This window comes from Pseudomonas sp. LBUM1648, from assembly GCF_059716145.1.
In genome coordinates, this window is the sequence record NZ_CP166808.1 from 3,247,744 (window position 1) to 3,263,251 (window position 15,508).

At 52.4% G+C, this 15,508-nt stretch carries 12 protein-coding genes and 1 pseudogene; 6 read left to right on the forward strand and 7 right to left on the reverse strand.

All coding sequences use genetic code 11. From position 1 onward, the window contains the following. Nucleotides 1-9: 9 nt before the first annotated feature. Both ACA043_RS14900 and ACA043_RS14905 read right to left on the reverse strand, forming a co-directional pair. A complete protein-coding gene (locus ACA043_RS14900) occupies nucleotides 10-228 on the reverse strand; it encodes a hypothetical protein (RefSeq protein WP_497659607.1) in 219 nt (72 codons plus the stop codon). Nucleotides 229-422: 194 nt separating this feature from the next. Then, entirely contained in the window at nucleotides 423-902 is a 480-nt protein-coding gene (locus ACA043_RS14905) for a hypothetical protein (RefSeq protein ID WP_497659608.1), read from the reverse strand. A gap of 303 nt (nucleotides 903-1,205) precedes the next feature. On the opposite strand from ACA043_RS14905, the gene ACA043_RS14910 reads away from it, so the two are divergent. The 4 genes from ACA043_RS14910 (at nucleotide 1,206) to ACA043_RS14925 (ending at nucleotide 5,608) form a co-directional block, all read left to right on the forward strand. Next, on the forward strand, nucleotides 1,206-2,384 hold the full coding sequence (locus ACA043_RS14910; protein WP_497659609.1) for a DUF3800 domain-containing protein: 1,179 nt from the start codon (nucleotides 1,206-1,208) through the stop codon (nucleotides 2,382-2,384). 6 nt (nucleotides 2,385-2,390) lie between these two features. After that, nucleotides 2,391-3,629, forward strand: a complete 1,239-nt coding sequence (locus tag ACA043_RS14915) for a restriction endonuclease (protein ID WP_497659610.1) — start codon at nucleotides 2,391-2,393, stop codon at nucleotides 3,627-3,629. A 114-nt stretch (nucleotides 3,630-3,743) separates the two neighbouring features. Next, entirely contained in the window at nucleotides 3,744-4,241 is a 498-nt protein-coding gene (locus ACA043_RS14920; protein ID WP_497659611.1) for a hypothetical protein, read from the forward strand. A 407-nt stretch (nucleotides 4,242-4,648) separates the two neighbouring features. Then, nucleotides 4,649-5,608: a hypothetical protein gene (locus ACA043_RS14925; protein WP_497659612.1), complete on the forward strand. Its 960-nt coding sequence runs from the start codon at nucleotides 4,649-4,651 to the stop codon at nucleotides 5,606-5,608. 5 nt (nucleotides 5,609-5,613) lie between these two features. Here the strand turns inward: ACA043_RS14925 and ACA043_RS14930 are convergent, their stop codons facing one another. Genes ACA043_RS14930 through ACA043_RS14940 form a run of 3 tightly spaced genes read right to left on the reverse strand, consistent with a single transcriptional unit; the run spans nucleotide 5,614 to nucleotide 9,168 of the window. Beyond that, entirely contained in the window at nucleotides 5,614-6,645 is a 1,032-nt protein-coding gene (locus tag ACA043_RS14930) for a DEAD/DEAH box helicase family protein (protein WP_497657281.1), read from the reverse strand. After that, nucleotides 6,630-8,195: an ATP-dependent nuclease gene (locus ACA043_RS14935; RefSeq protein ID WP_497657282.1), complete on the reverse strand. Its 1,566-nt coding sequence runs from the start codon at nucleotides 8,193-8,195 to the stop codon at nucleotides 6,630-6,632. Before ACA043_RS14935 ends, ACA043_RS14930 begins: the two co-directional genes overlap by 16 nt. A 40-nt stretch (nucleotides 8,196-8,235) precedes the next feature. Then, nucleotides 8,236-9,168, reverse strand: coding sequence for a hypothetical protein (locus ACA043_RS14940; protein WP_497657283.1), 933 nt, complete (start codon nucleotides 9,166-9,168; stop codon nucleotides 8,236-8,238). A gap of 317 nt (nucleotides 9,169-9,485) precedes the next feature. On the opposite strand from ACA043_RS14940, the pseudogene ACA043_RS14945 reads away from it, so the two are divergent. Both ACA043_RS14945 and ACA043_RS14950 read left to right on the forward strand, forming a co-directional pair. Further along, a pseudogene (locus ACA043_RS14945) lies at nucleotides 9,486-9,809 on the forward strand (integrase core domain-containing protein); the annotation flags it as partial. Nucleotides 9,810-9,885: 76 nt separating this feature from the next. After that, on the forward strand, nucleotides 9,886-10,824 hold the full coding sequence (locus ACA043_RS14950) for a hypothetical protein (protein WP_497657284.1): 939 nt from the start codon (nucleotides 9,886-9,888) through the stop codon (nucleotides 10,822-10,824). Between the two features lie 937 nt (nucleotides 10,825-11,761). Here ACA043_RS14950 and ACA043_RS14955 read toward each other — a convergent pair. Both ACA043_RS14955 and ACA043_RS14960 read right to left on the reverse strand, forming a co-directional pair. Continuing rightward, the gene (locus ACA043_RS14955) at nucleotides 11,762-12,727 is read right to left on the reverse strand and encodes an endonuclease (protein ID WP_497657285.1); all 966 of its coding nucleotides are present in this window, start codon (nucleotides 12,725-12,727) and stop codon (nucleotides 11,762-11,764) included. A gap of 409 nt (nucleotides 12,728-13,136) precedes the next feature. Then, nucleotides 13,137-14,936, reverse strand: a complete 1,800-nt coding sequence (locus tag ACA043_RS14960; protein WP_497657286.1) for a DNA recombination protein RmuC — start codon at nucleotides 14,934-14,936, stop codon at nucleotides 13,137-13,139. Between the last annotated feature and the right edge of the window lie 572 nt (nucleotides 14,937-15,508).

Genomic DNA, 15,508 nt, shown 5'->3' on the forward strand with positions numbered 1-15,508 from the left:
TAGCAGCACCTAAGACTGTCGAATCCTCAAGATGGAATCGGCGATGGCTTGAGCATTTGCGTCCAGCGCTTCCATGGCCGACATCGCATGAGCGGCGACGCTTCCCACGCCATTTTCTGAAAGCCACTTGGTTATTTCTTCTATTGCTGCACCTAGTGCGTGCTGGTTATGCAGCAGCAATGTCAGGGTGTCCGCCGTGGCGATCTTGTAGTTCGAATTATCTGGCATGGCGGTCTTCCTTGGGATGGTGCACAGAGCCTAGTTCATCTCACCGCTGTCTCAAGCGGTGCGGGTTTGCCCTATGTTTTGGCAGAGCACGACCAGGGCTGACAGGGGGCCAGAATGCTGCACTCACCGTCTTTGCTTGCCCGCCGTGCTTGGTCTGTGGAGCACGCGATGGGTAATACTTATCTACCCGAGCTTCAGGTTTGCGCACGGAGGCAAGCTTCCACCTTTTGCAATCTACCAACCTCGGAAAGCTTTGACTTTCCTGTATCTAGAATCTCAAGCAGTCGCTGTCTTTCAGCTCTAGAGGAGAACCAATCATCAACCTCGACGCTGCAGTGGATGGACTCACTCAATGCCCATCTAACGATCATGTCCGCAGCGGCTCTGTAGTGATCGGCCATGAACAGGCGATGGCCATCCATAGACCATCCACGCTTTGCTAGCTCATCGGTCACGTCGATGATGCCAAGGTCACCAAAGTAGGCGGTGGTGTCAGGATAATGGATACCTGCCAAGGACACCTTAGCCACGCCGGATTCCCGATCAAAATAAGAAAGGAAGTGCCACCCACCCGTAGTGCTTCCAGGATGGGGGAAATTGATGGCGGCTTTCCCTGTTATGTAGTGCTGGCGCGAGACGCGTTTGAGGTCAAAGTCGAACAGTGGATGGGGCATGGAATCCTTCCGAGTCTCGCGTAACCTCACTTGATATCGCCAGGAGCCAGCGTGGCGGCTTTGTCCTATAAATCTGACGGGGCATGCTGGCACCTCTCGCTTGGGTATCGTTGCAGAAGTGAGGGCTACTGAATCAAAAGGCCTAAGTATCCGCTTTCCTACCGTGCTTGTTCAGGAGGCAAGCAGTTCTACTTAAACCCTGCATGATGGCATCTTGGCTCAATTCGCGCACGGCTCGGTTCCGGGTGGGTTACAGTGGATTCGTGGCTGAGCAAAGCCTCTACGCGAGAAGGAGTATCTGGGTTGGAAAGGACTTATGCATTTGTCGACGAATCCGGAAATCATGATCTAGAAACCTCGAAGCAGGGTAGTTCCGGGTTTTTCGTTGTGTGCTCAGTGCTTGTTTCTGAAGCAAGCTTGGGAAGAGCTTATGAGCTCGCTGAAGCGCTGCGAGTGCGACATTTCCAGACAGGTGAGATCAAATCCAGCAAGGTGAAGGTCAAGGATGCAGCACGGCGTGTCCGCATCCTAAGTGACTTGGCAGAGCTTCCTCTGAAGGTCTACTTCACGGTCGTCGACAAGTCGAGGGTGTACAGGGATGGAGGGCTTCAGTTCAAAAAGTCTTTCATTAAGCATGTCAACGGCCTGCTCTATCAGCGACTCTTTGTTGACCGCCCAAATCTGCAGATGACCGTTGATGAACACGGCGGTGCAGAGTTCCAGGAGAGCCTGAAAGCGTATGTTCAGGCCCGTTATGTTGATGATCTGTTTGGAGATGATCAATCCTTTCAGACCAAGAGCAGCAAAGACGACGTCCTCATACAGGTAGCAGATTTTTTCGCCGGTTCGGTCGCCCAGATCTATGAGGGTAAAGCTGGAGAAGAGGTCGTTAAAGCCTATAAAAGGATTTTGCGTAATCTGACGCTAGGCCTCGTTGAATGGCCGCCGAAATATCAATCGTTGCTTGCTGCTCCTGCCGACCGTTCTCAGTACGCAGATTATCGAGTGCATCAGGAGGCACTTAAGCAGGCGGATCAGTTCATCGCCAAGATAGGTAAACATCCTGACGAAGATGAGCGCTTACAACGCTGCATCCTTGACTACCTTCGGTTCCAAAGCGAGTTTGTCAGTAAGGATTACGTGACGATGGGTGACATAAAGAGTCATCTGGCTGATCGTGGGTTCGGCGATCTTAGCGACCAGAAAATCAAGTCAAGCGGGATTGCAAAACTTCGCGATTCCGATGTAATCATCACCAGTGCGTCCAAGGGGTACAAAATTCCCCAAACACGGGCTGACATCAATGATTTCCTGGGGATGACTTCTGGGCAAATAGTGCCGCAGCTGGAACGAATCAAGAAGGCTCGTGATGTCTACATGCTGAGCAGTCGCGGGGAGTACGATATTTTGAAGGCAGCGAACTTGCCAGAGCTTGAGAAGTTGCTGGCTTCACTTGACGTTCTTGGAGAGGGACGTCATTAGTCTTCAATGGCTGCTCCTACCATGGTGGGGCTGATGGAATGGAGAAGGGGTGGGCGATTGGGCGCATACACGGATCGAGACCTTGAGCGGAAAATCGTAGCCGCCCAAAAAGACTTACAAGCTTGGGCTGTTACCAACGATCTTTGGTATGACAGCGGCTTCACCTCCTATGCGACGCGTGTACAAGGAGAACCTGGCGAAGGGGCGGTGGTTTTCATTCTCTACAGCAGTGGGGAGCTCGCACGTATGCTGGATGAGGATCTAGATCCAAAGCTTCGAGCAGAGCTTGATGCAATCGCTGACTCGCATGGTTTTTGGTATGACAACTACGACGGCTACTCCTACTACTTCTACGCCACAACCGAAGAGCTCCAAGAAGCTTACGACCACTTCTTTCACTGGAAATGGGTCTGTAGCCTGATCATCGAAGACTTTGCCGATATCTACGCTGAGCTCTATCAGTATTTTCAAGCTCGCCCTGATCGGCTTTACAGTCTGCATCACCGCGAATTCGAAATATTGCTTTACCGCGTGTTCCAGAGCTTGGGATATGAATCAGCGCTGGGGCCGGGAGTTGGAGATGGAGGGGTTGACGTCAAACTACTTCAGCGGAGTCCGTTAGGGGATACGTTGGCTTATGTCCAAGCTAAGCGATATGCCCCTAATCGACCCATAGGTCTTGAGGCGGTGCAGGCTTTGCGCGGGGCGGTAGCAAATGACGGTGCAGACCTTGGCATATTTGTCACCACCTCCCGTTATTTACAGGGGGCGCAGAATTTTGCACATCGATCATCAGGAATATTGGAACTGAAGACCTCTGCGGACGTCGCTCAGTGGTGTCAGCAAGCGCAGGCGGGTATTGTTCAAGACAAGTCCGTATTAGTGTCGGATGCGCATCTACTATCGGTTCTGCATCGTATTGAAGGTGGCAGTCACGCGCTAGTCGTTCACGCTCACACTGGCTATCGCACCATCGGCAACAGCTTTGCGCTCGTCCTCAAAGAAACCAAGCACGCAGCTCTGCTCATGAGTCTGCCACGACAGATTATCAGCCAAGACACTCATGGACTCGAGGGGCATGAGATCCCAGTTTTAGATAACCGGGTACTTTCTTCTAAAAATGCCGATACGGTCTTCCGCGCAAAACGGTCACTGGATGATCAGGGGCGCGTGAGCTACTGGGATGGGCAAAACCTTTATTCTACCTGGAATCGGCAGCCAAGCCGCTTTAGCCATTTAGACTAACTCCCTTAAGGGGAATTGGTTTGGGTTAAAGTCATAAAAGAAACCTGCCGGCTTTGATCGTTTTGGCAAAGGTACACCGGCATGCATGAACCAGGTACTCACAGGGAGTAGAGGATGAAGCTATTTTTGGACTGTGAGTTCACTCAGCTCAACCAGGATACAAAGCTGATCTCGTTAGCATTGGTCTCAGAAGCGGGAGACGAGTTCTATGTAGAACTGACCGATACCTACCAGATGGAAGACTGCAGTGACTTCGTAATCCAGCATGTCTTGCCGCAGTTGAGTCTAACTCGCTACGGAATGTCACTTGTGGATGCACAAGCTGCGCTGAGCGCTTTCCTGGGCAGTATCGAAGGCCAACTCGAAGTGTGCTCCGACGCTCCAGACTGGGACTGGGATTTCTTCTGCCAGCTCGCGTATGCCGATCACAAGTGGCCGAGTCATTTGGAGAACAGGCCTACCAATCTCATCCACTTGTTCAGGCATTTTGAAGCCGACGACATAGGTGATATTGCGCTTCCCGAACTTCCACATCATGCTTTGCTCGATGCCAGACTTCTTGCTGAGCTTTACCAGCGCCTGACAGCAGACTCTAAGTCGGTTGGAGATTGATTGCGATGAGTCGTGGGGAAGAGTTCAGTTATCGAGAGATGGCCAGACGAAAGGCGCTCTGGGCACTAGCTTCTCTCTTGCCAGGAAGCCCCAGAGTGCTCGACGACATAAGTGTTCTCGATGGTATCGAGCTTTGTGTGTAGTGGTCTAATGAAACCGGACACCCATTTAGCAGACCAGTCGACTGGGCTGATGCTAGCCTTCAGCTATCTGCCAGGGCCTCGGCCTAGGGTGCCCTCGTCGATAGATGATCTGCCAACCCAGTAAGCTGTTAACCCAGGCTGACGCAGGGCGGATGCCATGGCGGCGTATACCAAGGCCTGGGCATCACTGCGTTTATCCTCGGATAGCAGTTCACAGCGACGGTTGTCGAATCTGGAGCAGGTAGGTTCGTTGGAGCCTTACGAATGAGCATGATGCAGAACGCTGTCACATCCATTCAGCTTGGGGTGGAGGATTTCCATAGCGACGATCCGAGACGGGTGCTCTCGGCAATTCGCAACCTCTATGCGGGCTTGCTGCTGCTATTTAAATGTAAGTTGCAGCAACTCAGTCCACCTGGGTCGGATGAGGTTTTGTTGAAAACCGATATCAGCCCAGTCATCGACCCTCAGACCCAGGCCGTGATCTGGCAGGGCAAGGGCAAGAAAACCGTTGATTACATGGAGATCCAGAATAGGCTTACATCGCTCGGCATTGCGGGGGTTGAATGGAAGCTGCTTGAAAATCTTCAGAAAATACGGAATTCAACTGAGCATTATTACAGCCTGGTCTCCCACTCCCAGATGCAGGAGGCCATCGCTAATTCGTTGCAGCTCATCATCCAGTTCTGCCAGCCCCACTTGGACGAAGATCCTGCGAAGCTGTTGGGGCGGTCATGCTGGCAATCCCTAGTGGAGGTCGAGCAGGTCTACGCACAACAATACAAAGCATGCTTGGAGTCGTTGGAGCAAATTGACTGGGTTTTCCCCGAGCTTGCCAATGCTGTTGACGAAATTCGCTGTCCCAAGTGCGACTCTCAGCTGGTTAGGGTCGACGATCCGACGCTCGACCCCGAGGGCTTGGAATTCGTCTGCATGGTGTGCCTGGAATCCAGCAGCTACGAGGCGGTTATGGTGCCTGCCCTAGTGGAATCGCTAGCCGGCATCAATTACGTGAACGTAAAAGATGGTGGGGATGCTTGCAGCGAAACGTGCCACGAGTGCGGTAACGACACCTTTCTAGTGGAGCATGGGCAATGTGCAATCTGCTTTGCAGAACTGGACTATACGGGGTGCGCTGTGTGCAGCAGTAGCCTAGGCGTCCATGACCAAGATTTTGGAGGTCTATGTAGCTACCACCATCATCTTGCCCAGAAAGACGACTAAGCCGGCTACCGGGCTTTCTTGAACGGTTTGAAAAGCTTGTCGGGAACGATGTAAAGGTCGCCATTTGCGCGCGAGCAGGCCACGTACAGCTTATTCCGAGTTTGAGGATTGGCTTCGTGTAAATTGCCATTCTGGTATCGTTTCCAGGTATCGGCTCCCAATACGACACACACGTGCTCGAAGTGATCCATGCCTTTGCTTGCTCCCCAGTTTAGCGAGTGGCAATCGTATTTGTCGTGTTCCTTCAAGAAGAGCTTCACGACGTTTGGGTCGGCGTGAAGGGTTGCGGCTTGTCCAGGTTCTTCGACCGTAATGATCTCACTGACCCGCTCCTGCTGCGCCCCCATGGGGATCTGCAGCTTCGCGTTGATGAAATCGCAGACGGTAGTAGAGCACCGCCAGCTGTGCCCCAGAGTGGTTTTGTCCACCTTGATTCCGGCCTCACGGAATCGTTTCTCGTACTTGGTGATGTCGTCATGCAGCGAGTTGTTAACCGAGCCGTCCCGGCTGGTGTCGTAAGTATGCTGATAGAAGTCTCCAACAAAGGTCATACCCGCCTTTGCTTTCGAGATATCCAGCAGTAGGTTGAAGTCGTGGCCGCCGAAATCCTGCACTTCGTCGACGTAGACACAGTCATAGAAACGCTCGACCCGCGCGCGTATGGCTGGTATGCATTTCCTCACCTCCAGCAATTTAGCCAGGCGGTTGTGGTAGAGCCTTCGACTGCCATCCCTAAAGCGCGCCATGTCGCTGAGCGGTGTCCGATGGTTGGTTGGTAGTCGGAAGTTCATGCCCCGGGTATCCAGCTCTAATTGCAGCAGTGGGCGGTAACAAAAACCGTGCAAAAAGGAGAAGTACGTCATGACAGTGATGTTGGGCGGAATCGTCCCGAATTTTTGGATGATGCGGTGTCGAAGGTGGCGATAGTTGTTCTCGGTATAGGTGACGATCAGTGCGCGCTGGCCAAGGCTCAGGCGATCAATCACCAAGCTGGTTTTCCCGGATCCGGCGACCGCGAAAATCACGCTCTTATCCACTGGATCGCCTCCTGGATGTAGGCCGGTGCAACGAGTTTCTCTCGATTTTTCGTAAGGAGCTCAAACGCCACATCCGCCTTGTTTTTGAGCATGTAGTCCTGAACCGTTAGTGTCTTGCGCGATCCCCCGAATAGATCGTCACAGATTTTTTGGTTGTCGAGATAAAGGCCGATCTCGAACGTAGAGCGCTCATTGTTCTCGTCAGAGAAAATCCGGGCACCGTCGTACAGGCTCGCCTTGTAGTTCTCGGCGCAATTTTGCTGATGGTCATGGTCGTTGTCCCGGATTGCCGCGACTCTGATCCCAAGGAGCTTGCCGAGTTCTAGATAACGTTTGAAGCTGGTACCACCTATCGAGATGATGTGGACGTTGTCTGACTGCGGACTGGTTCCCGCGTGCTTGTTGTAGAAATGTTCCAGAAGGATGAATTCGGCATCCCCTTCGACCAAAATGACCCTGTTCGACAACGCAAACTCAAGCACATTGTTGTCCGGTGCCTTCATGAAAAATTCGGCAGTGGACTCCGTCAGATCCTTGAGTCGACCTGCCTTTTGTTCGGTTCCAAGGAGTAGGGCACGACGAAGATCAAGTCGTGAGCAGATGTGGCTACTGTGGGTGGCGATGAAGAGTTGGGTTCCCTGGGTGCGGGTCAGACGCTCTACCAAGCGCTTCATGTTCGTGTGGCTCAGATGGTTCTCGGGTTCTTCGAGTAACAACGCGTGTAGCCCACCTCTGGCATCATGCTTCTGCAGCGCAAAATTGGTCTTGATGAAACACTGCTCGCCCTTGCCACGGTTTTCGATTGGGATCCCTTCCTTGGTGATTACCAGGTCAGTTTCTAGATTCGAGCGCACGCTGGTTCGCAAAGCGAACTGGTACTCGCCCAGCGTGGCATTCAGCTCCTTGAGATTTTCTCTCTGGAACCCTTCCTTGCCCTGACGGTATTGGTTTTCGAGTCGATGGCGGTCTGGCACCTGGGTGTGAAATCCGAACACAGTCCGTGTGTATTCACGCGCGGCGTATTCGGTGTCGATTCGAGAGCTGTCGATGAGTAGGTGTTTCACAGGCCTTCGATAACTGACGTGGGGTGCACCGGAGAAGGTGGAGAACTGCACCGCGTAGTATTCGTATGGAAAGCTCTCTTTGTTATCCCGGAGCAGTTCAAGAATTGTTCCGCCGAAATCCTCCACCAAGGGGACGATGGCCATGCGCAGACCATCGCTGTCTGCCCCCGTGAAGTTCTGGCGTCCGTACAGGCCTTGGTCATCACCCGCCTCAAGAAAAACGTCCACTATCACCTCTGGCAGCAAATCGAGTCGAGCTGGGCCTGCCAGAAATTTCCTCACTGCAGATTGGTTCAGTAGCGCTTCGTAGCTAATGGTTTCGACCCGGCTGCGACTCGCACTCAATGCGAGGTCAAGGGCCAGTAGGACGCTACTCTTGCCCGTCTCATTGTCCCCGATCAATACGTTAGTGCCGGCATCAAACTGGAGAGTCAGATCGCAAAAGCTTTTGAAATTGTGCAGCACGAGTTTGGTTATGGTCGGCATGAGCGTTTCCTGTTTGACCTTAGGCAGCGGGGGTAAACGTTCATTGGTCGATTTTGGAGACCTGAGCTTTCAGAACTAAGGTCAACGTCAATCTGCGTTTAGTGAGGGTTTTGAAGCGTCCCTCCCTAGGGGCTTTCTCGGGTGGGGTTGTGGAGTGTCTCCACATGCCCAGAACTACGACCTCATCGTCCTTTTCAATGCCTTTGAGCCACGCTGGATCCCTGGCCCAAATGCTCACCTCCAGGCCAATGCCATTTTCTTCGTCATCCGGATCGACTCGGAACTTGTTCATCTGCAGATTGATAACGTTCTTAGTTTTGTCACCCCTGACTTCAGTCCTGACGCTGCACACCGCACCCTGAATCGCGATGGGGTGTTGAACGGCGTTGTGCGACACTGCGTAATAAGCTTCTGCGTGGCGCTCCGGCTCGAAATAGAACTGATTCCAGGCGACCTTCACGTTGCCCTCAAACACCAGCTCCAGATGCTGTTCTATGTCCTGGTCTTTGTCACAGAGCGCGCGGAGCTTAAGGGCTCGCTTGGCGGAATTGATGTACGCAGGAAGAAGATTTGGGTTGTTGGTGTAAGTCCGCCCCGCTGTCGCCCGAGTGCCCCCATCATCCTCGAAATTCCGACCACCTTTCTCTAGGGCTTCCTTGATCATGACCAGACGCATCCGGTAGCGATTGTGCTGGATGCTCTCGATCAGATCTTCGGAGGTGCTGGCAATCTCGTTAATTTCCTCGTCCACACCGAATCGACAATTCGCAGCATGAGCTCCTTTGGGATAGAGGCGAAAATAGCCCTGGACGAAAACAGACTTGTCATACATTTCCCGGGTGTACGGTGGGTTGTGAGCGACTGGTGTCCCGCATTTGCATTGAAGGGGTTCGGCACCCGTGCCCTTGGTGTATGTGTCTGCTTCCCATCTATCGCCGTTCTGGTCGAAGGCGTGATCCATTTTGATGCCCATACTCACTCCTCATGTCAAAGCCGGATCCGATCCCATTTCATATCGAGCCTGAAGCCACGGCCGCCCTGCCTGCGACTGCGTGGTATCCCATACGGTTGCGCTCCAGATATTACGGACACTTCTAGCATCCTAGTGTCTGGCTATAGGCCATCAGTGTACTATTCGGGGGAGGGCCTGCAAGCATGGGGGCTCCTAATTCGTAGCCGCTGTCCATCCCCGCAACGCTTGGTTTGATGGCAACAAGAAGGGGCCGCGTTCGGGCATATGTTTCGGCTGATTGGTTTTCCAGAACATCTGCCTCGCCTCGCACTGCGGCCCCCCAAGGGCTGCTGTTTCACTCGGATCAGGGCTCGCAATATTGCAGCCACCAGTTTCGCCAACTGCCCTGGCGTTACCGCATGCGCCAGAGCATGAGCCGTCGTGGGAACTGTTGGGACAATGCGCCGATGGAGCGTGTGTTCCGCAGCTTGAAAACTGAATGGATACCGACCGTGGGCTAAATGACAGCTCGAGAGGCGCACCGCGACATCAGTTATTACCTGATGCATAGTTACAACTGGATTAGACCGCATCAGTTTAATAATGGGCTGGCCCCGGCTCAGGCCGAGAAAAAACTTAACGTCGTGTCGGGGATTAGTTGACCACTGCAGGTCAAGCCCATGCGGTCTATTCAAGTTTTTCGAACCACCACTCAAACCACATCAGGTGACAATCTACATGGCATCCCCACTGACCCAAACCTTGGTTGAGCATATGGAGCATGCGGCCTCAACCGGAGCAAGGTGGGATCATCATGTCTATTGCTATTTAAACTTCCAAACCTCAGTAAAGACGGTTGTGGAGCATGGTGATTCCTTTAGCGCCCTACCTGGGGCTTTCAGCTCCGAAGCTGAGCTTTACGATTGGGTGGGAACTCAACGCTTAAAGATCTGGCCCATTACAACTGATGCGATTATCACAGTCAGTCAGACGTTCTCCTCGGAAAAGATGGTAGGCGTCTCCTTCCTTTGGGTTAAAGCTACTTCACCCTACAGGGAGCTTATGGTTCTGTGGCTTAATTATCTTCGGCAAGATCGAGGGCTTGCGAGCGTGCTGGACGCTGCCGCCACAGTTTACGAAGATGTAGCCCAATCCTTGGAGCGTGGGCTGATTCGCAAGAAAATGCCCGCAGAGCGCCGGGCCAAGCAAGTCAGTGATTTCAGAGCCATGGCCGCAGACTGTCTGGCAGCTTCCTCATCGGCTGGTGCAGCCACATGGGAAAATGCAGGAGAGCAAGAGCGGAGCCTGCTTAAGACTTTTGACTCAACCCTCGATGCGGATCATGTCATCAACAAGCAATCACTAAAGATGATGCCGGACGCCTGGGTCATGCTCGCCCCTGTCATCGCGAGCTCGAACAGAAATTTTGGTCGTGTAGTAGAGAAGCACGCCGTGCCTTTTTCTCCGAGAGTCGGTTCGATTGATCTGGATGCGGCGACGGCGTTCAAGCTGTTTGCATCCACGCTCCCTTCAGCCATCTCAACATTGGAGGTTCTGGTAAAACTCTTCAGCGATTCATTTGTAGGGAAAGGGCCTGGGCTTGAGGCAGAGCTGCAGACGGTAGCGAGCACGTTGGGGGGATTTATAGATAAGACCAGTACCAAATTCGTGCGTTGAGGTCAGTTATCACCCATCCTCATCCATGGCCCGAAGCTCTCTCCTGAACGACAGGCTTTGGCGCGTCCGACGCGACCGATGTTGCGGTCTTACTCTACGCCGGTTGGAAGTCCTCCCGCCCGCCGCGATGCAATCTTGAAGCAGCACCGTAGCTCAAGGTCGCTGCTGTTAACCTCTACATGTGCCTGCCGCTGAGATAACTCCCTGGCACGCAAATGCGCTAATGGTTAAAAATGCTGGCCGGCTAAGAAGGCGCCTGGGCGCAAGCGGCGAGGGGAGTGCCTGTGTGATTCACAAGGTGGTAGCCGAGCGCGATGCAATGCTGTCCTTCTATCGTTCCTTCGAGCCACCGGCTCAGCTCAATACGCCAAATGAATCGCAAATGGTTATCGTACGAAACGCTTGAGTGACCGGCGACTCGCTATAACTTGCTCTCGTATCTCATCAGGATCAATCGACATACCGCCGTCTGGTGTCACGCGCAGAGATTTCAGATTGTTGAGGGCAGCTATGAACGCCCGTTCTCTGGCCTGCTCTTGGCCAGATATGTTGTCCCGACAAACGAGTCCTATCAATCGACCGAACCACTTCATGCTGCACTCCTGATTTCGTGTTCCATGACAGCATTTCAGCGATGCGCATGAAAGGTTAAATGAGAGAGCGAGTAGAAGCGAGATATTGGACGACCTGCTCTAGTTCCTTTTGGCATGCGATGAGATCGCGTGGTCGACCACTCAGACCTCGATTTATTGTGATGTGGCCTCTTTACTAGAATGCAGTCATTAGCAAAGCAAAGCACCTCAACCCAGTGTCAGAACGAAGTGGCCTATAGTTCTGGTAGTGAGGCCCTAGATAAGTTCTCGTAAATCGATGTGATAGCACCGGTAAAAATGCAGTCGGCCTCGCTTGTGCGAGGTCGACCTACTAGGTGCAGCAACTATTTGCAATTGCCTGCTTTGCGGTATCCCGCTGCTTGGGCTTCAGATTCCGAAGAGAACGAGATCTGATTTTTCGCGGACACCTGACCATAACCAGGACATCCCACGGAGAGGTGGTACACCTGACTCTTTCTGTTGCCGATGATAGTGCCTACTCCGTTCGCACTCGCAAGGGTTGGCTGGGCCGCTGCCTTCGGAGGATTAACAGGGAGGGCACCAACTACCCCATCACCAACCGTCTTGTATCCTTGTGACCATTGACGCTCACCAGTCACGAATGGATTGGAGTGCCCCATGATTGCGGCAATGCGTCGATCTCGCTCTTTCTCCCAAGGCGAAACCGGGTACTGCTTGTCCCAAGCCAGCAGTAGCTGCTGTTGCTGGCGAGACATGTTGAGTTTGTACCTATCGAACATGTAGAAGGTGGTTCTAGCTACCAACCCTTTAACCTCATCACGAGGTTCGGCTGCGCGTTGATCGAAATCCACCCGGGTCTTGCACTGCCCATACTGCGGAGCGACTCCGGAGGCCATGCCGTAGTTGAAATTACTGCGGTCGCCATTCACTTCACCTACGGACGGGTAGAGGTTAAACAGGTCTGCCTCCATTGCTCGAAATACCGGATCATCATCGACACAGTTCTCTCGACCACCGTTTTTCCAGCATTGACGTTGGTTGCCGAATGTCCAGGCTGGAACAATGTGTTCCCACTCAGTTCTCTCTGCCCGAGTCTCTTGCTTTCTTGCCTTAAGACCACATGATTCCGGATCGATACGGCCACCAGATTTGCCAACCCACGTCCATTTGCAGCCGCAGTACAACTCGCCCATAGAGCTATTGGCTTGGTCGAGGTAGACCTTTTGTTTGGCAATGACTTTCGCTTCGGTGAATGTCGCCGGTGGGCTGGCAAAGGCAGGGGAGATTAGGGGGAAGAGTAGCGATAGGGCGTACAGCAGTTTCTTCATCTGAAAGCTTCATCAACGTTTGAAAGGGGCTGCATTATACGTTGATCGCTGACGGCAGGGCGCTTAAGTCCCTCAAGATAGAGCGGAAAACCAAGTGTGGCGCAGCGGCTGGTTTGCAGGGTCGACCTCTTGTGCCAATGAAGTTTTGCTACATCTCTACAGTAATGTTACTAGCTGCGATAGCCATGGCGCAGGCGCCATGGCTATCAATAGCAGGTCGCCGGTGTTTATGGAGGATATGAGTTTGCGGAGGCTTTGGAATGAAAAGTTCGTTTGCGAATTGCAGTTCTGGGAATAGGGGCGAGGGTGTCCACATAATTTTGGCTAGTATCACTCTTTAACTCGATACTGGAGACGAGATTTTCCGGGCCCTCGCATGCTCAGAAAATCTCGCATTACCCGCAGCTTTTTATGACACGGCTATTAACGGCTTGGCTACTTCTGCTTCGACTGCAAGCGCAATATCTGTATCGAGTTCCAGCTTTGCCCGCTCCAGCAGTTCAGCTGGTAGCTCTTTCTGCACGGACACGCCCAGTTCCTTGAACTCAGACGCTTGCTTGATCAAGTTACCCCTACCTGTGTAAAGCTGTCCCAAAGCCTTTTCGTAAGTATCCTTAGCTTTATCAAGCTGGTTGCCTACAGCCAGCATGCTTGTCAGGAAACCATGAAGCTTCTCGTAGAAGCGTTGGGCTCGATTGGCCAGTTCTGCGGTATGTTTGTTGCGATCTTCAAAGCTCCACAGCTGCTTGACGATTTTCAGACTGGTCAACAATGTAGTCGGAGTAGCTACCAGTACATTTCGCTCAATCGCCCGCTGGAAAAGCGATTCATCATGGCGTAGTGCTTCAACGTAGGCAGATTCGATCGGGATAAACATGATCACCACCTCCGGCGAATTCAGTCCTGCGAGGCGGTAATAATCCCGATCGGCAAGCTCATTGATGCGGTCACGCACGGCTGCGGTGTGGGCGGCCAAAGCTTGGGCCCTTATTAAGTCATCCTCGGCATTGATAAAATCGGTGTAAGCGACCAGCGATGTCTTGGCGTCGATGATCATGTGCTTGTTCTGCGGCAGATAAACAATGGCGTCCGGACGCTGGCGGCCGTCTTCCGTGTTGAAGCTCACCTCGCGTTTGTAGTCAGTGCCTAAGCGCAAGCCGGAGTTGTCGAGAACGTTTTCCAACATCAACTCCCCCCAGTTGCCTTGGACTTTCTTCTGGCCACGCAGGGCCGTAGTTAGCTTTTCCGCCTGGTCGGTGATGTCTTTGTTCAAGATCTGCAGGTTCTTCAGCTCGGTACGCAGTTCAACTCTTTGTTCGGCGTCCTTGGTATGGATGTCTTCGATACGCGAGCGGAAACCTTTCATCTCCGTCTGCAGTGGGGCAATCAGATTGTTGATGCTTTCTTGGTTGAGTTCTTTGAAAGCCTTACCCTTGCGCTCCAGCACATCGTTGGCCAAGCGTTCAAATTCTTTAGTAAGACTTTCCCTATTTTCGTTCAACTGCTTGAATTGAGCGTCAAAACTCAGCTGTTTTTCCTGCAATGAGGTATTGAGTTTTACGTGAGCATTTTCCAGGGCAGCGTAGTTTTCCTGCGCAATTTTGAGTTCAGACTTGGTGGTTTCCCACCACGCTTTATAGGTGCTCAGCTCATTTTGCTTCTCTAGTAACTGGGTCTGAGTCTGCGCGTGCAATTCGCGCGTCTCTCCGAGCTGGGATGCAGTCTGTTTGATCTGAGTTTCGACCGTCGATAGCTGAGTTTCCAATTTCTCGCGCTGTTGATCGCGCTCGGCCAATCGTTCAGTGAATGTGGCAGCGTTGCTGGTTATCTGATCCTGTAGCTTCGCAGCGGTTTCCTGCGTCCTCGAGTTGCTCTCACGGGCTGCCTGTTCTGATTGTTGGGCGCGTTTGAGCTCGGTTTTAAGGTCAACGATTTCCGCATCCAGCCTGGCTAATTGATCTTTATTGTTGTCCCGATCCGTTTCCATCCGTCCATAGGCGATATCCAGGGCGGCTTTTTGCTCCAACAACTGAGCGAGCTTTGTCTCTTGGATTACTAACTCAGCCTTGGCCTGTTCTAAAGCGGAACGAGTGATCTCAATGTCCTTGACCATCTGTTGCTGGTTGCGTTGCGCGCGCCAGCTGGCAAGTATCCATGCAACGATGAAAGCAGCTAGGGGTAATGCGACCAACATCCATTTTTGCTCCACGATGAATCTCCTGCTTTTAGGTTGCCTTCAAAGCAATCGTCTCCGCCGAGGGCGATGACGCCTCACTTTTCCCCACCCACATTTTGCGCCGGGCCCATTGCTGGGGGACTGATATCAAAACGCGCGCGACAACAGGCGTTTAGATCGAGAGGGCTAACAATTATGTGTGCAGTGCCGAGCATAGACCACGTTTCGCCATGATGGCCAAACGCCTATAGGCTTCATGGAGAGCAGGCTGATCCGCTTGAAAACTCACCTCGACAAAAAAATTTCTGCCCCCCTCTTGAAATCAAAAAAAACAAACGGAGCTTTATATTTGAAACCAAAAAAAAGCATCAATCTCCTAAGGCGTACACTTCTTTGCATTGTGGTGGCCTTGGGACGATCAATCCGATTGCTTAGCTTTTGCTCTTTTTCTTTCCAATCTTTGCTTCGGGTTTTAGATTTTTTCGCTCATCAAACCAGGTGGTGAGGCGACAAAGCCTTTGATGTATCAGCCAATCGCACCTTCGCGACGTAGTCGCGGCTACACTTTTGACTTCAAAAGAAATCGTTTGATTAAAAAATGCAAA